At 38.9% G+C, this 16,113-nt stretch carries 13 protein-coding genes; 4 read left to right on the top strand and 9 right to left on the bottom strand.

Annotated elements, in window-relative coordinates:
- The first annotated feature begins 57 nt into the window (after window positions 1-57).
- Together HXT40_RS00555 and HXT40_RS00550 are read left to right on the top strand one after the other, a co-directional pair.
- Window positions 58-813: a DUF881 domain-containing protein gene (locus HXT40_RS00555; RefSeq protein WP_076002512.1), complete on the top strand. Its 756-nt coding sequence runs from the start codon at window positions 58-60 to the stop codon at window positions 811-813.
- Window positions 814-858: 45 nt separating this feature from the next.
- Window positions 859-1,965, top strand: a complete 1,107-nt coding sequence (locus HXT40_RS00550; protein ID WP_004109532.1) for a class E sortase — start codon at window positions 859-861, stop codon at window positions 1,963-1,965.
- Window positions 1,966-2,396: 431 nt separating this feature from the next.
- On the opposite strand, the gene pknB is transcribed toward HXT40_RS00550, so the two are convergent.
- From pknB to HXT40_RS00515, 7 genes are read right to left on the bottom strand one after another with little or no spacing between them, the layout of a single operon-like run.
- Window positions 2,397-4,400, bottom strand: a complete 2,004-nt coding sequence (pknB, locus tag HXT40_RS00545; protein ID WP_076002513.1) for a Stk1 family PASTA domain-containing Ser/Thr kinase — start codon at window positions 4,398-4,400, stop codon at window positions 2,397-2,399.
- Window positions 4,397-5,359 carry a serine/threonine-protein kinase gene (locus HXT40_RS00540; RefSeq protein ID WP_116431998.1) on the bottom strand — a complete coding sequence of 321 codons (963 nt, stop codon included), beginning with the start codon at window positions 5,357-5,359 and terminating at the stop codon, window positions 4,397-4,399. The genes pknB and HXT40_RS00540 overlap by 4 nt, the downstream gene beginning before the upstream one ends.
- Window positions 5,356-6,822 (bottom strand): peptidoglycan D,D-transpeptidase FtsI family protein, encoded by a 1,467-nt coding sequence (locus HXT40_RS00535; protein ID WP_004109541.1) that lies wholly within the window; start codon window positions 6,820-6,822, stop codon window positions 5,356-5,358. The genes HXT40_RS00540 and HXT40_RS00535 overlap by 4 nt, the downstream gene beginning before the upstream one ends.
- Window positions 6,815-8,296, bottom strand: coding sequence for an FtsW/RodA/SpoVE family cell cycle protein (locus HXT40_RS00530; protein ID WP_004109544.1), 1,482 nt, complete (start codon window positions 8,294-8,296; stop codon window positions 6,815-6,817). The genes HXT40_RS00535 and HXT40_RS00530 overlap by 8 nt, the downstream gene beginning before the upstream one ends.
- Window positions 8,293-9,957, bottom strand: coding sequence for a protein phosphatase 2C domain-containing protein (locus HXT40_RS00525; RefSeq protein WP_421777250.1), 1,665 nt, complete (start codon window positions 9,955-9,957; stop codon window positions 8,293-8,295). Before HXT40_RS00525 ends, HXT40_RS00530 begins: the two co-directional genes overlap by 4 nt.
- Before the next feature lie 3 nt (window positions 9,958-9,960).
- Window positions 9,961-10,497: an FHA domain-containing protein FhaB/FipA gene (locus HXT40_RS00520; protein ID WP_004109549.1), complete on the bottom strand. Its 537-nt coding sequence runs from the start codon at window positions 10,495-10,497 to the stop codon at window positions 9,961-9,963.
- 33 nt (window positions 10,498-10,530) lie between these two features.
- Window positions 10,531-11,232, bottom strand: coding sequence for an FhaA domain-containing protein (locus HXT40_RS00515; protein WP_012913694.1), 702 nt, complete (start codon window positions 11,230-11,232; stop codon window positions 10,531-10,533).
- 155 nt (window positions 11,233-11,387) lie between these two features.
- On the opposite strand from HXT40_RS00515, the gene HXT40_RS00510 reads away from it, so the two are divergent.
- Window positions 11,388-12,125, top strand: coding sequence for a phosphatase PAP2 family protein (locus HXT40_RS00510; protein ID WP_004109555.1), 738 nt, complete (start codon window positions 11,388-11,390; stop codon window positions 12,123-12,125).
- Between the two features lie 23 nt (window positions 12,126-12,148).
- A complete protein-coding gene (gene mscL / locus HXT40_RS00505; RefSeq protein WP_004106097.1) occupies window positions 12,149-12,559 on the top strand; it encodes a large conductance mechanosensitive channel protein MscL in 411 nt (136 codons plus the stop codon).
- An 85-nt stretch (window positions 12,560-12,644) separates the two neighbouring features.
- On the opposite strand, the gene HXT40_RS00500 is transcribed toward mscL, so the two are convergent.
- Both HXT40_RS00500 and gyrA read right to left on the bottom strand, forming a co-directional pair.
- Window positions 12,645-13,214 (bottom strand): DUF3566 domain-containing protein, encoded by a 570-nt coding sequence (locus tag HXT40_RS00500; protein ID WP_369827461.1) that lies wholly within the window; start codon window positions 13,212-13,214, stop codon window positions 12,645-12,647.
- 245 nt (window positions 13,215-13,459) lie between these two features.
- Window positions 13,460-16,090 carry a DNA gyrase subunit A gene (gene gyrA / locus HXT40_RS00495; protein WP_004109576.1) on the bottom strand — a complete coding sequence of 877 codons (2,631 nt, stop codon included), beginning with the start codon at window positions 16,088-16,090 and terminating at the stop codon, window positions 13,460-13,462.
- Window positions 16,091-16,113 lie beyond the last annotated feature (23 nt).

Here is a 16,113-nt window from a genome sequence, read left to right as displayed (position 1 = left end):
TCGGCTACACGCTATAATAGTGGTTACACTCGAACGCGTGAAGGATGAAGATAAAATATGGCTAAGAGAACTGGGAAACATCGTGCTCAACACTCGCTGTTAAGCAGTTTTGCTGTTGCCGTTGCAGTATTTCTTACCGGCTATTTATTCGTTCTTAACTTGCGCGTAAACCGCTCTGCTTTTGTGACTTCTAATACGAGTCAAATGGTTGAAAGAAATTCACAGCGCACAAAAAATTTACGAGAAGATATAAAATCTTTAGATTCTAAAATTAATTTACTTAATAAAACGCTTGGTAGCAGCACTAATGAAGGAAAAGAATCTTCTGATACTGGAAGTAGTACCGTACTTCCAAAACTTGAAGGACCTGGAATTGTTGTAACTCTCAACGACTCTCCTCTATGGAAAGGCGCAGTTAATGGTTCCGGAACATCCGGAACCATTAATGATTACGTAATCCACCAGCAAGATATTGAAGCTGTAGTAAATGCTTTGTGGCGCGGCGGAGCAGAAGCAATAACTATTCAGGATCAGCGAGTATTATTTAACTCCGCAGTTGTTTGTATTGGTAACGTTCTTATGTTGCAAGGTCATCAGTACTCGCCACCGTATAAAATATCTGCTATTGGTCCAATGGATAGCATGGTTGATGCTCTAAACAATTCACCAGCCATACACACCTACAAGGAGTATGTAAGTTCGTTTGGATTAGGATGGAAAGTGGAGAAAAAGAATAATCTGCGATTCCCTGAAGCATCGGCTTTGTTGCAACCATTAAGGTACGCAACAGTTCCTAAAGTGCTAAACAAATAAAATATGTTGCAAAGTCTTCATACATCAATAAAGGAGTAGCACACTATGCAATCTGCTAATATGCAGGAAGGAAAAACGAAGCGTAGCAGCTCGAATTTCTGGTGGCAAGCCGCTGGAATTATTGGCGAACTGTTGATAGCTTTTGCAGTTATTTGCGCATTGTACATTGCATGGCAAATGTGGTGGACTGGAGAGCAGGCTGAGCACACTCAAGTAGAGGCACGTCAAGCAATATCTTGGCAAAACCCAAAAACTGGTGATAAAACGAAGATTGCTTTACCACAGAATACTGACCCACCTGCTTTAAGCAAACCAAAGTCTGAAGACCTTGTAGCTCGTTTATACATACCACGTTTTGGAAATCAGTGGGAACGAAATGTTGTAGAAGGCATTACGCCAGACATCTTAAGCAAGCGTGGTTTAGGTCATTATCCAACCACACAAATGCCTGGTGCAATAGGTAATTTTGCAGTAGCAGGTCACCGAAATGGTTATGGTCAGCCATTGGGAGATGTAGACTTACTGAAGCCTGGCGACGCAATAGTAGTTCGTACAAAGGATTATTGGTTCGTCTATAAGTACACTTCTTACAAGATTGTTACACCAGATCACGGTGAAGTTATTGATGCAAATCCTGATCATCCTGGTGAGAAACCAACAAAACGTATGCTTACTCTTACAACGTGCGAACCTAAGTATACTGCTGCAACTCATCGCTGGATTAGCTACGCAAAATTCGCTTATTGGGCAAAGATTAGCGATGGCATTCCAAAAGAACTTTCTACTATTGATGAGCAAGGAAAAGTGAAGTTTATTAACAATGAGCAACAATCTCTAGTTTCTCGTCTTTCTTCACTAGTGCCAGTTATGGTGGTTGTTTTATTAGTGTATATGATGATTTTCGTAGCAGGAGCAATTGCTTGGCAATGGCCAGAACTTCGCGCTATTCATTCTGGATTAAAGAAAAAGCCTGATGCAAGCATTTTTGGCGGTCTTTTGCGCATACAACCAGGTATTACAGCGATTCGTTGGATTCTTTCGATTCTGATTTATTTCTTCATTGTATTAGCATTATTCCAGTGGATTTTCCCTTGGGGCGCATCTACAATTCCATTCCTTCAGCAGATGTCTAATTACTCAACAACTGTATGATAACGGGTTAAGTAGTAAGTTTTAAATATTCTTACGATTGCTTTAAAACTTACAAAATAAAAACATTTAAGGCGATTGCGTATGAAGCGCAGTCGCCTTTTGTTTATATTAATAAAATAAAAGCCTATAGAAACACATAAAATAACGCATTGCTGTAAAACTATGTCTAAATAAACAAACATATCTTAAACAGCTATTTTTTCGTTTTATCACATACTTTGCAACCTAATATAAGTCTATTTATACAAATCTATTTTCACGCATCAATTTTTATAAGTAATATACGGATTTTATTAGAGATACAAAAATTAGAGATACAAAAATTAGAGATACAAAAATTAGAGATACAAAAATGCTGCTTGTTCTACTTTTCTTGTAGAACAAGCAGCATATACATTATTTTTACAGACTTAATCTAATACAAATCTAAATCAGTCTGAATCAGATGAAGAACCAAGGCTTGGACGTGTAACTAATGTAATCGCTTTGCCCTTCTCAACCTTGCTTCCTGCTTCCTCAGACATACTCATGACTATATCGTCATCTTTTGCCATTGAATCAGATACTACTCTCAAACCTTTTGCTTCAAGTATTTTCTTCGCCTGTTTGAAGGTAACAGTACCAAGATCTATACTAGGAACTTCAACTTTCGAAGCACCTTGAGAAACATACACAGTAATAGAGCTGTGTGGTTTAACAGAGGAACCAGACGACGGATTTAGTCGAGTTACAGAACCTTCAGGCACATTATCTGAATCTTCCTTAACTACATCCGTAGTAAAACCAAAATTCTCTAATTGGCTAACCACAATGTCTTTGCTTTGGCCAACAAGACCGTCAGGAATTTTAGTTAAACCAGATGCAATATATAAAGTAATTAACGTACCCTTATCAGCAAACGAATCTGCGTCAGGATCTGTGCGAGTTACATGATCTTTCTTAATATCTGCACTATCTTCTACTCGAACATTAGCAATCTTAAACCCAGCACGCTCAAGCATTTTACGAGCAGCTTCTTGCGTTTTACCACTTACATCTGGCACGCGAGTTGATTGTGGTCCAACCGAGAACCATACAGTCACCTTGGATCCAGAAGCAACATGCTCACCTCCACGCGGTGATTGCTTAGTAAAAGTTCCCTCAGGTTGAGAAGAATGATCATCTTCACGAATATCTGGGACCAAACCAAGTGCACGCAACTTTTCACGAGCAGCATCCTGCGTTGTTGTCTCCATAAATGTTGGAACTACAACATCTCCAGTAGCACGACTTCGATTGAGCATAAACAGCACACCCAGAAGAACTAATACTGTTACTAATACTCCAACTATAGATCCGATTACTACTCGTTTACGACGTTGCGCTTGCATTGTTGCTCTTTGTGACGCGCGCGTGCTAGGAGAAAATGCAATATTTGCAGATTCAACTTGACCAGTAATAGGATTGAACGATTGAGTTGCAGCACCATCTGTCATGCCCATAGCCATAGTTGCAGCATCCTGTTCAGCCTGCTTACGCGCCTTCATATTAGCTAAATCAGTCAATGGATTAAACGCTGCTGCAACAGGCACTCCACCGTTCATAAACGCTAGAATGTCATTCTTAAACTCTGATGCTGTGGCATATCTATTTTGTCTATCTTTTGCCATTGCTTTAGCACAAATCTTGTCCCACATAGCAGGCATGCCTGGAACAAGTGTGCTAAGAGGTGTCGCCACTTCTGAAACATGCTGATATGCGATGGCAACAGCTGAATCTCCAATAAAAGGAGGACGTCCAGTTAGCATTTCATACAGCACACACCCTGCAGAATACAAATCAGAGCGCATATCTACTTGTTCACCACGAGCCTGCTCTGGAGACAAATATTGTGCTGTTCCAACAACACCTTGAGACTGTGTCATAGTTGTTGCAGAATCGTCAAGAGCACGAGCAATGCCGAAGTCCATTACCTTCACCATGCCCTGCTCGGAAATCATAATATTTCCAGGCTTAATATCGCGGTGAATAATACCCATTCTGTGTGAGTACTCTAAAGCATTGAGTACGCCAAGCATAACTTGTTCAGCGTCTCTCTGACTTAAAGCTCCATTCATTTTTAGAATATCGCGTAATGTTTTACCTTTAATGTATTCCATTACAAGATACGGTAAACGCTCTTCTAAGCCATTTTCTGCTATAACAGATTCTTCTCCAGAATCATAAATATTCACAATATTAGGATTGTTCATCTGCGCAATGGCATGCGCTTCCCTGCGGAATCGCGAAAGGAAAATCTCATCGTTCGCTAAATCGGAACGCATGATTTTCACAGCAACTGTACGACCTAAGCGCTTATCAACAGCAACACGCACTTCCGCCATGCCGCCGCGGCCAATAAGCTCCCCTAATTCGTATCGACCATTCGCTAATGAGGTGGGCATTGTGGTATTCATTGCTGCTCCTTGCGATCATTGATATTAAAAATATTAATAATATTTACTTGGTTTTGCGGCATACTTTTAATACATCTTCGTTGTCGCAAATTTGTAGAAAGTACTCCTGTTGTATTGTTGAAGGCTGTTTCTTGATCTAGCAGTCTGCGCTCAATACGAGATAATACTTTCGACACAACTAATGCATCTTTTGGACGATCTTTTGGATTCTTTGCAAGCATAGACATAATAAACTGTTGTAATTGCAAATCAACATTTTCTGGCAAAGGTGGTACAGGATCATTAACATGTGCAGCAGCAATATCTACCGGCGTTGCTCCAGTAAATGGACGATGTCCGCACAAACCTTCATATGCCACAACACCTAACGAATAAATATCAGATTGTGCAGTAGCTTGTTCACCTTGTGCTTGTTCTGGAGAAATATATTGAGCTGTTCCAACTACCATGCCATCTTGAGTGATCTGTTCTTGGTCACTGGAATATGACACACCAAAATCTGTGATTTTCACATTGCCAGTATCAGAAACCATAATATTTGCAGGTTTTACATCGCGATGAATTACGCCATGAGAATGAGCTACAAAAAGTCCTCGAGCTGTTTGAATAAGAATAGGAAGTAACTTGGTAGGATCAATTATTTTTTCTTTATGATACAAATCTGCCAATGATTTACTTGGCACATATTCCATAATTAGGAATCCAATACCATCGTGCTCATAATAGTCAAATAATGCTGCAATATTAGGATGCGCTAAATTTGCTGAATTATGCGCTTCAGCACGAAGACGACGTAATTTTGCTTCAACGTTTACGGTATCTGTACGTAACGCCTTAATGGCAACAATTCGCCCAAGTTGAATATCAAAGCCTTTCCAAACTTCTCCCATACCGCCTTGAGCAAGGCGGCGATCAAGTCTATAACGATGATGAACTAACTGTCCTTCAACGAGTTTCATTGTTTAAGCGCCTCCTCCATCACTTGTCGCATAATAGGTCCTGCCGCGTAACTACCAAATGTACTTGTGTTATGTACTATAACCGCTATAGCTATTCTAGGATTTTCAGCAGGAGCAAATCCAATAACCCAACCATTAGCAGCTTGATTATACATTCCAATCTGTGCAGTACCTGTTTTAGCCGCAACATGAATATTAGGTAAAGCAAGATTAGGATTTTCTTTTGTAACAACAGCCTGCATCATAGAAGTTAATTTAGATGCACTGTCACTACTCATTACTTGGTTCATAACGGTTGGTCTAGTTTGTGACAATACTGACAAATCGCTAGATCTTACACAATCAACAAGAGTAGGCTTCATCAATGTTCCATTATTTGCAATAGCTGCCGCAATCATAGCGTTTTGCAAAGGTGTAACCTTAGCATCACCTTGACCTATTGATTCCAGAGCTAGTCTATCTGGAGTTGGCTTAATAGAAAAAGTAGATTTCACGGATCGTATTGGGAATCCAGTAGAATCAGAACCATCAATAGGCAGCGAATCGAAGAATCCAAACTTTCTTGCCTGCTTTACAATTACGTCAGATCCTAAAGAATTACCCAATTGAGCAAAAGCAGTATTAGACGAATATGCTAAAGCATCCTCAAAAGATATTTTTCCATCAACGCCATTCGCTTGGTAAGTGACATTTGTAAGAGACGTCTTGGTTCCAGGCAAAACATAGCTCGCACCAGCAGGTATTTTCGTATCAGGCTTGTATTTTCCAGATTCTAATGCTGCTGCTGCAACAACAGTTTTGAACGTAGAGCCAGGAGCATAAAGCTCAGAAACAGCACGATTCAGCATAGGATTTGACACATCTGATGTTATTCTCTCATACGATTTATTTACTTCATTAATATTGTGAAGAGCAAGATCATTCGGATCATAACTTGGAGTGCTTACCATGGCGCGAATTCTTCCGGTTTTTGGCTCAATTGCAACTAAAGCTGCGTCTTTGCCTTTAAGAAGATTGTAAGCAAGATTTTGCAAACGTGAATCAATTGATGTTTCTATAGAAGCTCCGCGATTAGTTGCTCCAGTAAATAATGAACGGAATCTTTGCCAGAACAGAGCATCTGATTCTCCACTTAATAAACTATTACGGGAAGCTTCAATTCCTCTATCTGCACGCTGGCTAATAGAAAAATATCCAGTAACTGGAGCATATACTAATCCGTTAGAATACTGACGTTGATACACAAAAGCATCTTTAGATGGTTCAGATTTCACTATAACTGTGCCATCTGATGTAAGTATTGCTCCACGCGGAGCGCCAAACTCATGGTATAAAGCTCTGCGATTTCGAGGATCAGAATTTAGAGCATTCGCTTTAATAGAAGTAATAATTGTACTTGAAATACCAAGTATTACAAAAAGTACCAATACTGCAGTAAAAAGTTCTCTAAGACTTTTATTCATTGTTATCACCTCTTTCTGAAGAGGAAATAACAGCAGAAGCATCTATATTATTTTCATAATCTGTATTGTTATATTCACTATTATTTGTATTCGTATTAGCTCGCTCTTGCAATTCACGCTCGCGCAACGCTGCTAAGGCAGCGTATTGGAAAGTATCGGAAACAGGAGCAGGTTCAGGTTTATTTGCAGCGTGAGAAATAACAATAAGCAAAGATGCAAGCAAATAATTTGCTACTAAAGAAGAACCTCCAGCTGCCATATACGGCAAAGTTAAACCGGTTAATGGAATAACCAAAGTAATTCCACCAACAACAGTAAACACTTGGAAAGCCATAGTAAAAACAAGCCCTGAAGCTAATAATTTTCCAAAGCCATCTTTAATTTTCATTGCAGTAATCATTCCGGATGCAATAATAATTAAATACAAAACCAATACGGCTAGAAGCCCAGTAAGACCAAGCTCTTCACCAACAGAAGCATAAATAAAATCAGAATTAGCTAGCGGTGTTATAGAAGGATGACCTTGTCCTAAACCTGTTCCGGTTGTTCCTCCAGCAGCCAAACCAAACAATCCAGATACAATTTGCGCTGAGCCACCAGGGAAACGATTATAAACCGCATTATCAAATGGATGAAGCCACGAATCCACACGATATTGCACATGTGCGAATAACTTTACTGCCATCAAGCATCCAGCTACAAAAGCAATACCCCCAACAGCAATCCATCCTCTGCGACCTGTTGCCACATACAACATTGACACAAACATTGCGAAGAACATCAATGACGTTCCAAGATCATGCTGGATAACAAGCACACCCATTGATGCTGCCCATACTAAAGCAATAGGTCCCATGTCTTGTAAGCGAGGAAGGTGAACTCCCAAAACCTTATTTCCACCTACAGCAAGTCGATCACGATGATTAAACAGGTACGCAGCAAAGAAGAATGACAGGAAAAGCTTAGCAAACTCTCCTGGTTGCACTGTGTGATCTCCAAAACCTATCCAAATTCTCGCTCCACCAATTTCTTTACCTAATCCAGGAACCATAGGTGAAAGCAAAAGAATCAAGCCTATAACCATATTCACATAAGAAAAACGCCTTAAAATGCGATAATCTTTCAAAAGAATAACGAAAATAATTGATAATACTAATGCTGCACAAATCCACACCATTTGTTTTATTGCAACATTTGTATTATTTTGCCTATCGATTCTAGCTATAAGAACTGTTCCAATTGCAGTTAAAAGCATAATACAAGGTAAAATAGCTTGACTTGCATATGGCTGTTTAACAAGAAGAACACCCCAAAATACGAAAAACAGTGCCATAACGAGAATCAACATTGCTGCATAATTAGCAGAAATATAACCGTCAATACGGAAAAACATCTGTAAAAATGCCATGCCAGAAAGCAATGTTGCAAAAAGCAACAATGCTATCTGTCTGATACGCGTAGCAATCATATTCATGAGGTTTTACCCCCTTGCTTCGCGTTATCTTTATTTTTATTTATTTTATTTTCTAATTTCTTTTGATTCTGTTCATTAAGTTTTTCTTGTTCTCGCGCACGCATTTCTCGACGAATTAACGAAGCATGACCACGAGCCTCAACTAAGCTGCCAAAACTAATACCTTCTTTTAATTGATCCTGCCAAGATTTATCTAGTTTATTAACAGGGATGTCAGTAGATTCCACTTTGTGAGATAATGCAATACCAAAAATATTTGTTGGCACTCCTTGATAAATAACAACTTTGTTACTGTCTTTTCCAATATAATATTGCGTTTGAGTCCACGCATATACTCCGTAGCCTACTCCAGAAATAACAAATAATACTAGTAATATTCCCAAAGATATGCCTATGCGAGTCCATCTACGCCTCAATGAATGAGCACGATGTGCCTCATCCTGCTCATGTTTAACAGCACGAGCAACATCTGGATCATGAGGATCTGTTGAAACTTTACCATTCTTTTTTTTGACTATAGGAATCTCATTAGTGTCAGGTGTATGTAATTCTCCAACTTCTTCACGAATGTGTGAAGGTTGCACAATTCTTGTAATAGATATTGTTCCTTCATCTGGATTTTTAGAATTATCATCATCTTGAGCTAGCGCAGCTGCTCTTTGAGCTGGTGAATTCTTATCTTCGCGCAATGCCGGTGCTGAAGCTACTGCTTTATTTACGATATCTGCAATTGACTCGAGATCCTTACTTGCAGCTCCTCCAATAAGTGGAGTTTGATGCGGAAGATCAAATGCATCAGCATCAAGTGCAAGCGTTGCATCTGCAATAACGGCTGTAACATTATCTGTACTACCAGCACGAAGTGCCATAGATACTAATTTTTGAGCGCATTCTTCTTGATTAGAAATACTACTCATCACATCTTGAATAGTTAAATCTTCAAGAACTCCACACAATCCATCAGAGCAAAGAAGCCAACGATCAGAAGGATGAGCTGAACGCAAAGCAATATCAGGACGAGGATCTATATCAAAATCACCTAGTACTCGCATAACAACATTTCGTTGAGGATGATTTCGCGCTTCTTCAGGCGTAATATGACCTGTATCAATCAAATGCTGAACATAACTATGATCAGTAGTCATGCGCATAAGATGATTATCTCTTAGTAGATACGCTCTAGAATCACCTAAATGAGCCAGAACCCAGTATCCTCTTACAAGAGTTACTGCAGTAACTGTCGTTCCCATTCCAGCAAGACGGCGCTCACGCTTAGCTTTACCAACAATCGCATCATGAGCAGCCATAATCGATGTTTCCATCATTGAAGAAACAGTTTTAACATCATGCGGTCTTGAATCTTGTTCAATATGTGCAAGAGAACGAATCGCTATAGTAGAAGCTGTATCTCCTCCAGCATGACCACCCATTCCGTCGCAAATTGCAGCTAAATGTTCACCAGCAAATGCAGAATCTTGATTATTACTACGAACAGTTCCAACATCACTGACAGCCGTAGCATACATAAAAAGTATTTTTTCTACAGAATTTGCGCGATTTTCTTTAATATCATTTTTATCTGTTATAGATGATATTTTTTCTATTTGCCCAGTAACTGCGGTCTGAATTTCTTCTTCGTTATTTGAATTGATTTGTTTCATTTGTTACCTCAATTCAAACATTGTTGCGCCGATTCGCACAGAAGTACGCGGAGCTAATATAACAGGCTCAGTAACACGATTATGACCAATCATGGTTCCATTTGTGCTGCCTAAATCTTCAAGAACCCAAGAATTAACTGATTGATTAAAATAAACACGAGCATGGTGTGAAGATACAAATTCATCATTTAATACGACTGTATTAGAAGCAGCACGACCAAGAGTCACACCAGCAGCGTTCAATGGGAATGAAGATCCTGCCAAAGGTCCATCAATAACAACTAACAAAGTTGGAGAACCGGATGTATTTTCTTGATTTTCTGCTTTGGCAAATACTGGCGTCTCACGCACTTGCATAACTTGTGAAAACTTTGCTTCACGAGAATTACGACGAGAACTTTTCTTCCAAAAACGAGATTTTTTAGGACTAAATACTTCAATATCGCAGCGAAGCGAACGGATAGCGCACCATACAAAAATCCAAAGTAAGACTAAAAAGCCATACTTAAGTATTGCAAACGTTAATTCAGTAAACATCATGCGCGTTATCGTCTCCTAGCTCGGAAATACTTATTACTCCTGGTCTTGAGACGATGCCCAATAAAGAATACGCGTACGACCAATAGTAATAGTGTTGCCATCAACCAATGTTGCTGCAGGAACCTGATGACCTTCTACATATGTACCATTCGTAGATCCAAGATCACGAGCAATAACACCGTCAGGAGTTATATCAATACCAAGATGATGACGAGAAATACCTGGATCATCTATTACAATATCGCAACCAGACCCACGTCCTAAAATAGTACGATCCTTTGTAAGCAAGTACTGGTTACCATTAATTTCAAGCATCGGGTGATTCTGCGATTGATCCTCAGTAGTAACAGGAACAGCATTACCCTGAACAGATTCAGATGTCAAATGGAAATTACCTTTAGTTAATTCCAAATCCTCTTCAAAAATAACAACTACAGGTCCTACGAAAGCATAATGCTGACTCTTAGCATATTGAGTAAGATTATCTGCAAGCTCATTAGCTAATGCTTCACTACCCCATTGTTCAATATGATCAAAATCAGGCGTACTCAGCTTAAAACGGTACTCATTTGGAGCAACTGTGTGATCTCTGCCAATAGGCATGGCTTCAGCGTCAATTTCACGTTCCAAAGCACTCGAAAAATCGACTGGCTGCAAATCTTTGGAGCCGAATTTTGCGAAGACGCTGTTCATTGCACCTTCCACGCTCTTCTCAAATCGGTCAAACACGCTCATGGTAAACCCTTTCTATCTGTTCATCATAGTACTCGTCACCGGGTACGGTGTTCAACTACCACACGCTTTTCTTCTAATATATTTTCTTTTTTATACATATTATTTCGTACTCTCCAACGTGCATTTACATCATTGTGCGTGTAATCTTAACAAGTATGATGCAGAAAAATAACAGTAATCACAGCGGATTATCGGTTTTCACTAGAAATTCCGCTACTATTTTTACACTATTACTCGCAGTTGTTATTCCGTTCTTAGGAAAAGCACTATTAGTTACGAGTAAAGAGCGCACTTATGAATCATCCATAGTCTCCTGGTTCCACAAGAGTGTTCCCTCTGTAATTCTCAGTATTTCAAAAATATTAGCTTTAGTTTTTTCAACTAAGGGTTGCATAGCAATACTCGTTTTATTAGCAGTGCTTTCATTATTTGTAAATAAAAATTGGAAGATGACAATAATTCAACTTTTAATTTCGCTTCTTCCTATGATTTACATTTTTGCAGTTAAATTTGCTGTAAATCGTCCGCGTCCCCACATTGGTTTGAATATTAAATTACCAACTGATCCAAGTTTCCCAAGTGGACACACTTCAGCAGCTGTAGCAGTTTGCGTTATGGCAATGTTGATTCTTTACATCAATAAACCATCATCAATTCAATTTGGATTACTTTTTAGCGCAATTCTTGTTGTTATAGTTGCTGTTTCACGTATTATTGTCGCTGCTCATTTCCCTACGGATGTATTAGCTGCAGCAATTATATATCCACTACTTTCTGTTACAATTTTGCGCTCGTTCCAGCGACATAATTTATATATTGACAACAGAAATAATGACAAATCTACTTACGAAGAACAAATATTAGATTTTAACTCACAATCTAATATTCAATAATATATAAAAGGAAGAAAATACTAATGATAAAAGGATTTAAAAAATTTATTTTACGAGGCAGCGTAATCGACATGGCTGTCGGTGTTGTTATGGGTAGTGCAGTAACTGCAGTAGTAACAACGATAGTTAATTATATTATTAATCCTCTTATTGCAATGATTTGTGGAAAGCCAGAACTTAATGGTGTTCTAACTATTAGTATGAATGGTGCAACAATTTCTTTTGGCGCAGTAATTGGAGCATTATTGAATTTCCTTATTGTTGCTACAGCAGTTTATTTCTGCATTGTTTTACCTATTAATAAATTGCGTGAAATTGGTGCAGATTTGTTGCAAATTGAACATGAAAAAACTGAAGAAGAAAAAAGAAAAGAGCGTGAAGAAAAAACTATTCAACTGTTACAAGATATTCGTGACGAACTAGTAAAACGTTAATTTCTTATTTTTCTTATAAAAAATTCCCACTGCTTCGTAGTAAACAGTGGGAATTTTATTATCCAAAGCTAAATTATTCACACTATCAGTCGTCACCTAAAGTAATGTGAATTCCTCCAACTAATGAACCAACAACGTTATATAGAAGAGCAATTATTGCAGATAATACGGTTATTATAATTATTTCTACAATTGAAAAAATAGTCACAGTACTTAATACTGTTGGGAGTGAGAACACATCTGCAAGATTAAAACCGTTACTATCCAAACCAGTAGAAGAAACAATCTGCGTTACTTGATCAAATACACCAATCATATTCAAGAACAACCACACTAAACCTGCAGCAATAACTTGAATAATTCCTCCTGCAACGCTTAAAAGGAATGTTACTTTTGCTACAGACCATGCATCTACTCTTACTAAAGAAAGACTCATACGACGAGCACGCGGAACACGTCCCGATTTTGTTGCATTTGATTTATTGGAAATAGATGAAGCAGCACCACCAATTGTACGACGATACGTATTGGAACTACCACTAACACGTCCAGAAGATGATGAATTTTTAACAATATTTCCTAAAGAAGAATTACCAGATATTTCATCAAAATTATTTTCTTCACTTGAATAATTAACTTCCTTAGAAGGAACCATTTTTTCTGCAGATAATTCTGTGTCATTAGACAAAAATCTTGCAGATTCCTCATTCATATTCATCGGATTTTGCGATGGCTCAAAATTTTCGCTCATCTCAGTGTTCCTTCTCTTATTAATTTGCCTATAATCAGTGTCATTATACCAATGAGAGTACCAATAAAAACAGACTAGAACAGTTTTTATTAGTACTCTCAAATTTTTGTGGAATAATATTATTAATATTATTCCACATAAGAAGTTTCTTAAGCTTCCTCATTTTCTGAAGTAGCTTCTTTTTCTTCTAATTGATTTTCTTCGTCATCCGTTTCTTCATTACGGGCAATAGAAATAATTTCATCGCCTTTATCCGGCTTAGCTAAGGTTACGCCTTGAGTTGTTCTACCAGTGCGCTTCACTTCATTAACGTCAGAACGAATTACCTTACCGGACTTCATAATTGCCATTACTTGATCTGTTTCTTCAACAATCAAAGCTCCAACTAATGAACCACGACCCTCTGCAAGTTGAACAGCTTTAACACCGTAGCCGTTTCTTCCTTGCAAACGATACTCTTCAATAGCAGTTCGCTTAGCAAAACCTTCATTAGTAACAACAAGAAGATCTTTACTAGTTTCTGCCGCAACAACGTCCATATCGAGTAATTCGTCACCTTCACGGAATCTCATACCCTGAACGCCGGCAGTCTGACGACCCATTGGTCGAAGTTGTTCATCATCTGCTCTAAACTTCAAACTCATTCCAAGCTTAGAAACAAGAATAATGTCATCTTCTGAATTGCACAAAGCTGCACCAATAAGCTCGTCGACAGGTTCACCTGTTTCTTCATTTGCCATCAAACGTACAGCAATCAAACCGCCTTGACGTGGAGAATCATACTCTTGCAATGCAGTTTTCTTAACTTTCCCGGAACGAGTTGCCAATACCAAGTATTTAGCAACATCATAATTTGGAATTGATAACACTGCTTGAATTGTTTCTCCAGGAGTAAATTGCAACAAATTAGCAACATGCTGACCTTTAGAATCGCGAGATCCTTCTGGAAGTTCGTAGGCTTTCAGACGATAAACTCGACCACGATTAGTAAAGAAGAGCAACCAATTGTGTGTAGAAGTTAAGAAGAAGTGATCAACTACATCATCTTCACGAAGCTTTGCACCCTTAATACCTTTACCACCGCGGTGTTGAGCACGATACTCGTCTGCTTTAGTACGCTTAATATAACCTGCGCGAGTTACTGTTACAACAACGTTTTCTTCAGCAATAAGATCTTCAACATTCATTTCACCAGAGAATGGAAGAATCTTAGTTCTGCGATCATCACCATATTTTGCAACAATTTCATCAAGTTCATCGCCAACAATTTTGCGCTGACGTTCTGGGCTTGCCAAAATATCGTTGTAATCAGCAATTTTAATCATCAAATCTTCATGCTCGTCGAGAATCTTCTGACGTTCCAAAGCTGCAAGTCTACGAAGTTGCATTGCAAGAATGGCATCCGCTTGAACTTCATCAACATCAAGCAAATTCATTAAACCAGTACGAGCAGTTTCAACATCTTTAGATGAACGAATTAAAGCCACAACTTCATCAATCATATCCAAAGCTTTCAAATAGCCTTGCAAAATATGATCTCGCTCTTCAGCTTCACGCTTTAAGTAACGTGTACGCCTATCAATTACTTCAAGCTGATGAGTTACCCAATGACGAATAAACGCATCCAAACTCAAAGTTCTAGGAACGCCATCAACCAAAGCAAGCATATTTGCGCCGAAAGTTTGCTGCAATTGCGAATGCTTATACAAATTATTTAAAACAACTTTTGGAACAGCATCACGCTTAAGAACAAGAACCAAACGCTGACCAGTACGACCAGACGTTTCGTCGCGCATATCTGCAATACCTTGAATTTTGCCATCTCGTACAGCTTCACGAATGGAAGCAGCTAAGCGATCAGGATTAACTTGGTATGGAAGCTCGGTAACAACCAAGCACATGCGTCCCTTAATTTCCTCAGTATTAACTACTGCTCGCATTGTAATTAAGCCGCGACCTGTACGGTACGCTTGCTCAATTCCCTTGTGACCTAAGATTGTTGCTCCAGTAGGGAAATCAGGTCCTTTAATTCGCTGAATTAAAGCTTCAAGAAGTTCTTCCTTGCTTGCATCAGGATGATCCAACGCCCAGTGCACACCATCAGCCACTTCACACATATTATGAGGTGGAATATTGGTTGCCATACCAACAGCAATACCAGCAGAACCATTAACTAAAAGATTCGGGAAACGAGCTGGCAAAACCGTAGGCTCTTGAGTTTTACCATCATAATTTGGCAGGAAATCAACGGTATCTTTATCGATATCTCGTACCATTTCCATAGCCAACGGTGCCATACGGCATTCCGTATAACGCATTGCTGCTGCAGGATCATCACCAGGAGAACCAAAGTTTCCTTGACCATCAACAAGCATATAGCGCATTGACCAAGACTGAGCCATACGCACTAAAGTGTCATAGATAGCAGAATCACCATGAGGGTGATACTTACCCATAACATCACCGACAACGCGAGAACACTTGTTATATCCGCGATCAGGCCTGTATCCTCCATCATACATTGCATAAATAACACGACGGTGAACAGGTTTTAAACCATCACGAACATCTGGTAAAGCACGCTCAACAATAACAGATAATGCGTAAGCTAAATAAGATTCGCGCATTTCCTGCTGCAAATCCATGTTCTTTACGCGAGCACCCTTCATTAAGCCATAATCAGTATTATCTGCTTCCTGAGGGCTCTGTGGTTCCATAGAACCATCTGGAAGCTGATCTCGCTCAGCATCATCACGAGCGGAATTTATTTCGTCTACCACTTCAATTCCTTCTTAATCTTATA

The sequence above is a fragment of the Gardnerella sp. DNF01180P genome (genome assembly GCF_049244205.1).
GTDB lineage: Bacteria > Actinomycetota > Actinomycetes > Actinomycetales > Bifidobacteriaceae > Bifidobacterium > Bifidobacterium swidsinskii.
Note: the sequence above shows the minus strand (reverse complement) of the source record. Positions and strands in the feature narration are given on the sequence as shown.